Here is a 5,379-nt window from a genome sequence, read left to right as displayed (position 1 = left end):
GGGTAGGCATCGTCGTGGTGGGCGCAGAAAAGAAACGGGTCCATCGTGGGCCACTGCGGGCCCAGCAGCTGCGCACGCACGATGGGCAGCAGAGGGGCAACAGCAGAAGTGGACGAGGGCATGAAAGGCTCCTTGGGTTGTGCACCGCCACTATCGGGCGGCATGCCTGTGGAATATGGCGCCAATAGTGCCCGAGCAGAAGTGCGCCCGGTGGAACAGTGCGGCCCACCAAACAGGACAGTGGAGCGGCCCGGAGGGTGCGCGCCAAGCAAAAATTTATGCCTCTGCGCGCACCCACATTGATTTCACCGCTATTGAAATCATAGTTTTTCAAGGCCATACAGCCGCGCCGTGGCCCGCAGCCGCTGCACCAGCGCACGGCGCAACGCCACAGGCCGCAGCACCTCCACCTGCGGCGACAGGCGCATCAGCTGGCCGCAGGCATGTTCCACCGATTCGATGGGCAGGGTGACGGCCACGCGCCCGTCCGCGCGGCGCGAGGGCTTGGCAGCTGCCACCGCACGCGCCACGGCACTGCTGAGCGCGCGCAGGCCCTGGAGCCCCGCAGGCGTGGCCAGCACCTGCGCCTGGCCTGTGTAGATCTCTGACTCAAACCGCTGGATGGACGCGGCCCAATAGCCCGGCAGATCAAACCGCGCCGGGCGGCGCACCGCAGTGGCCAGCGCGGTGGCGGCGCGGATGCTGGACACGCGGTAGGTGCGGGGGCCGCCCTTCGCCGTGCCCGCACCCGGTGCTGCCGCCACACCTGCGGGCGCTACAGGCTGCGCCACCAGGTACCAGACCCCGGCCTTCAGCACCAGGCCCAGCGGGCTCACCGTGCGCTCCACGGTGTCCGTCCAGCTCTCGTAACGCATGCGGATCTGGTGGCCGTTCCACACGGCGGCGGCCACGGCCGTCAGGTGCGGCGTAGGCTCGCTTTCGCGGTACCAGTCCACCGGGTCCAGGTGCAGGCGGGCGCTCACGCGCTGGGCGTCGTCGCGCCACCCGGCTGGCAGCGCGGCCAGCAGCTTGAGCCGCGCACCCTCCACATCGCCACCCAGGCCCAGGTCCTGCGCGGGGCCGGGCAGGCCGCTCAAGAACACGGCTTGCGCCTCGGACGGAGTGAGGCCGGTGAGCGTGGTCTTCCAGCCCGGCAGCAATGCAAAACCGCCGTGGCGCCCCCGCTCGGCATAAATGGGCACACCGGCCGCGCTGAGCTGGTCCACGTCGCGGTAGAGCGTACGCACCGACACCTCCAGCGCATCGGCCAGCGCCGTTGCGCTCATGCGGCCCCGGGTTTCGAGCAGCATCTGAAGGGAGAGCAGGCGGCTGGCGCGCATGGGGTCGTGTTGTGCGGGGTGGTTGAAAAGGTGGAAACAGAAAAGAGCAGTTCTGGCAAAGATAGCCGAAATACATGCCACAAGGTGGCAGGTATTACTGCGCAGACTGCGGCACTGAGTTTGTTGCCCCCCTTCCACCAGGAGCCCGCATGTCCGACACCCCATTGACCGCGCCTACCCCGCTACCGCTGCTGTACGGCAGCACGAATTCGGGGCACTCCTACAAGGTCCGTTCACTGCTTTTGCTGTCTGCAACGCCCCATCGCTACCAGCACATCGCGCTCGGCATTCCCCGGCCCGAACGCCCTGCGGAGTTCATTGCAGTGAGCAAGCATTGCGAAGTGCCCGTGCTCGTCGTCCAAGGCATTGGCTACCGCCAATCCAACGCCATCCTCATTCACCTCGCCGAACGCACCCAGGCATTCTGCGGCGCTGCATCGGAGAAAAACGCGATCCTGGAGTGGCTTTTCTGGGAGACCAACCGCATCGGTTTCAGCGTGCCCAACCTGCGCTTTGCAATGCGCTGGGCGCCGCAACCCACGGAGGTTCTTGCGTACCTGCGCGAGCGCGCCCTGGCAGATTTGGCGACGCTGAACGACGCGCTTGCACGCTCCGAGTTTCTCCTACCCTCCGGCCCCACCATCGCAGACCTTGCCTGCTCGGCGTATCTTTTTTGGATCTCCGAAGCCGGTCTTGCCACAGAAGACTTTCCGCACGTGGCGCGATGGCTGGATGCACTGCGCGCACTGCCCGGCTGGGTTCACCCCGACAAGGCCCTGGAACCCCTCTGATTTCTCATCCCACGCCCTCAACTTCATCGAACACCATGCAAGACACCATCACATCTGCCACCGTCCCCAGCGCAGCACGCGACTTCGACTTCCTCATGGGCCCCTGGTGCATTCGCAACACGCGCCTGGTGCGGCGCCTGGCGGGCTGCAATGACTGGGAGGTGTTCGACGCAACCGCCAGCGTGCACCCACTGCCCGCCGGCATCGGCAACTACGACAGCTTCACGCCTCAGGCGTGGAAGCCCGGCTTTGTGGGCATGGCGCTGCGCGTGTTCAGCCCCGCATCGCAGCGCTGGAGCATCTACTGGCTCGACAACCTCACCGGCGGCCTGGACCCGGCCACCGGCCAGTTGCTGCCGCCCGTGGTGGGTGGCTTCCGGGGCGGCGTAGGCATCTTCGAAGGCGAGGATCTGTTCGAGGGCCGCCCGGTGCGCGTGCGCTTCGAGTGGTCACAGATGCACACCGGCGCGCCGCGCTGGCAGCAGGCGTTTTCGGAAGACGGCGGCGCGACCTGGGAGGTGAACTGGGTGATGGAGATGGCGCGGCCGGTGTGAGCGTGGGCAGACCGCGCACAGCACCCGAGCAGCCCCCAGACCCCAAAACCTGAGCCCAAACAGCCCCTGCCGCCTGATGGCAGTGCGCCATTAGCTATAAAAAGAGGAGCTAATGCTCACGCCACCTGCAGCGCGGCCAGTAGAACGGCCAGCCGCTGCTGCCCGGGGCAATTGCCGATGCGTCCGCGCAGGCACACAACGCGGGCGGCCCGCCGGTAGGGCTGCCTTATGGCTACCTGTGGTGGGTGGTACCCGGCAAGACGGCGCGGCCCACCTTCATGGCCAGCGGGTTTGGCGGGCAGTTCATCTGGGTGTACCCGCCGCTGGACCTGGTGGTGGCCACTACGTCCACCGTGTCGCCAGAGAGCAGCCAGCGCGGGCAGGCACTGCACCTTATCCGCAACCCGGTGTTTGCAGCGGTGCAGCGGCGGGTGGCGGCAGAGCCGAAATAACGCGGGGCGGGGCTGACTCCCTCTCCCCTCGCGGGAGAGGGAGTCAGCCCCGGCGCCTTGGAGCGGCTAACAAAACTCTTCTGGCGTCGTTGCCGCGTCTTGTCGTACTACGCGTACTGCCTGCAACGCAGCGCCTAGCCAGAACCGCTACGCTGAGTTTTGTTAGCCGCTCTTAGTGAACGCATGCGGAGCCCCTACGGCTTGCGCACAAACGCCACCTCCAGCCCTTTGGCCGTCACGGTGATGGGCCCGGGCTGCAGGCCCAGGCCGTCGAACACTGCCGTGTCCTGCGGGCGTAGCTGGTGCAGCGTGACTTCGCGCAGCGACTGCTCGGCCAGCACCGGGCCGTAGGCGTTGAGCAGGTCGGTCACGGCGGGCTTGAGGGTTGGGAAGTCCAGCCGCCCCAGCTTGATCTGGTGTGCGCGCAGCGTGCGGTCGCTGGCCTCGTAGCGCAGCGCAAATTCCACATCGAAGGTGCCACCATGGCTGCGCCGCAGCGCAGGGCCTGCTGCATCCACGGCCATGGTGGCGCCCAGGCGGTTCACGGCGGGCAGCAGGCGCAATTGCGGTGCCTGCAGGTTCAGATCGAACAGGCCCTGCACCGGCACGCTGCGGGGGAATTTGGTGCCCACCATCTCCTGCAGCTGGGCCAGCGGCACGGTGTAGCTGGGCTGGGCCAGTGCACCACAGCCGATGAACAGGGCCACGCAGCCCAAGGCCAGGCTGCGGGTGGTGACGGCAAGAAAACGGCGGCGGTAGGGCATGGGATGAAGTCTCCTCGGAAGCCGGTGGGACACGGGGCGAGACAAAAGGTGCCCTTGCGACAACCCGCGCGCTTCAGGTTCTGAATACTTTTAACCTTTTTTCTATTCAAAGAACAATACAACCCAATGATTTAAATAGGAATTTCCATAAATTTATCTATTCATATAATCATTCATGCCCACGCCCCACGAACTCTCCGCCAAAGCCCTGTTGGCCCTGCGCCGCCAGGGTGGCGTGCTGACCAGCGCTGAGCTGCAAGAGCTGCTGGGCGTGAGCCAGCCCACGGTGTCGCGCGCGCTGGCGCCGCTGATCCATGCAGGCCAGGTGCAAAAGGTGGGCGCGGCGCGCTCGCAGCGGTATGTGCTGCCGCGCCATGTGCCTGGTGTGGGCAGCGAGGTGCGGGTGATGCGCATCGACGCACAGGGTCGCCCTTCGCCCTTTGCACGCCTGGTGCCGCTGGAGGGCGGCGCATTCTGGGTGGACGAGGCCGACGGCGTGAGCGCGCGGCACGATGGTCTGCCCTGGTTTCTGGACGACATGCGGCCCCAGGGCTTCATGGGCCGCACCTTTGCGCATGCTCACCCCGCGCTGCAACTGGGCCACGACCCGCGCCACTGGAGCGATGACGACGTGCTGCGCGCCATGACGCTGTATGGCGACGACCTGCCCGGCAACCTCATCATGGGCGAGGCCGCGTTCCAGCGCTTTCACACGCTGCCCGCGCGCGCGTCGCGGGTGGCGTGCAGCGCCGACTATCCCCAGCTGGCCGAACAGGCCATGCAGGGTACGCACCCCGGCTCATCGGCCGGGGGTGAGCAGCCCAAGTTCTGCACCATCACCGCCGGGCGGCATGTGATCGTGAAGTTCTCGCCCGCAGGCGACTCCCCCGCCGACCAGCGCATGCGCGACCTGCTGGTGTGCGAGCACCTGGCGCTGCACGCGCTGGCGCAAGCGGGGCTGCCCGCAGCGTCCACGCAACTGTTCATGGGCGCGGGGCGGGTGTTTCTGGAGTCGGAGCGGTTCGACCGCACGCCCCTGGCGGTGGATGCGCCTCTGGGCGGGCGCATCGGCATGGTGTCGCTGCAGGTCTACAACGCCGAGTACGTGGGCGAGATCGACAACTGGGCTGCCACCGCCAACCGCATGGCGGCACGCCACCTGCTCACGCAGGCCGATGCGCGCACGCTGCGGCTGCTGGAGGCCTATGGGCAGCTCATCGCCAACACCGACCGGCACTACGGCAACATCTCGCTGGTGCTGAAGGATGACGACTGGGCGCTGTCCCCCACCTACGACATGCTGCCCATGCTGTACGCCCCGGTGAGCGGCGAGCTGGTGCCGCGCGACTTTGCCAGCCGCCCGCAGCAGCCCACGGCGGCCACGCTGGGGGAGTGGGACGAGGCGCAGCGCCTGGCGCGGGCCTTCTGGCAGGCCGCAGCGGCGGACGAGAGGGTGTCGGCGGACCTCCGGGCCATTG

The 5,379-nt window shown here is 67.1% G+C and carries 6 protein-coding genes and 1 pseudogene; 4 read left to right on the top strand and 3 right to left on the bottom strand.

The window, feature by feature from the left end; genetic code table 11:
* Positions 1-122, bottom strand: a pseudogene (locus DBR12_RS22905) (pirin family protein); the annotation flags it as partial.
* A 198-nt stretch (positions 123-320) separates the two neighbouring features.
* Positions 321-1,340: a YafY family protein gene (locus DBR12_RS14140; protein WP_108617844.1), complete on the bottom strand. Its 1,020-nt coding sequence runs from the start codon at positions 1,338-1,340 to the stop codon at positions 321-323.
* Positions 1,341-1,489: 149 nt separating this feature from the next.
* Between DBR12_RS14140 and DBR12_RS14135 the strand changes: the two genes are divergently transcribed.
* From DBR12_RS14135 to DBR12_RS22900, 3 genes are all read left to right on the top strand, one after another.
* Positions 1,490-2,131: a glutathione S-transferase family protein gene (locus tag DBR12_RS14135; RefSeq protein ID WP_108617843.1), complete on the top strand. Its 642-nt coding sequence runs from the start codon at positions 1,490-1,492 to the stop codon at positions 2,129-2,131.
* 35 nt (positions 2,132-2,166) lie between these two features.
* Positions 2,167-2,685: a hypothetical protein gene (locus DBR12_RS14130; protein WP_108617842.1), complete on the top strand. Its 519-nt coding sequence runs from the start codon at positions 2,167-2,169 to the stop codon at positions 2,683-2,685.
* Between the two features lie 245 nt (positions 2,686-2,930).
* Complete coding sequence (locus DBR12_RS22900; RefSeq protein WP_233244518.1) at positions 2,931-3,137, top strand: hypothetical protein; 207 nt, start codon at positions 2,931-2,933, stop codon at positions 3,135-3,137.
* A gap of 194 nt (positions 3,138-3,331) precedes the next feature.
* On the opposite strand, the gene DBR12_RS14120 is transcribed toward DBR12_RS22900, so the two are convergent.
* Entirely contained in the window at positions 3,332-3,901 is a 570-nt protein-coding gene (locus DBR12_RS14120) for a DUF1439 domain-containing protein (RefSeq protein ID WP_108617841.1), read from the bottom strand.
* Between the two features lie 175 nt (positions 3,902-4,076).
* Here DBR12_RS14120 and yjjJ point away from each other — a divergent pair.
* The coding region (gene yjjJ / locus DBR12_RS14115) for a type II toxin-antitoxin system HipA family toxin YjjJ (RefSeq protein ID WP_108617840.1) at positions 4,077-5,379 on the top strand (1,303 nt) is incomplete at its 3' end.

It is taken from the genome of Acidovorax sp. HMWF029, from assembly GCF_003060895.1.
Classification (GTDB): domain Bacteria; phylum Pseudomonadota; class Gammaproteobacteria; order Burkholderiales; family Burkholderiaceae_C; genus Acidovorax.
This window is presented reverse-complemented; position numbering and strand designations above follow the sequence as displayed.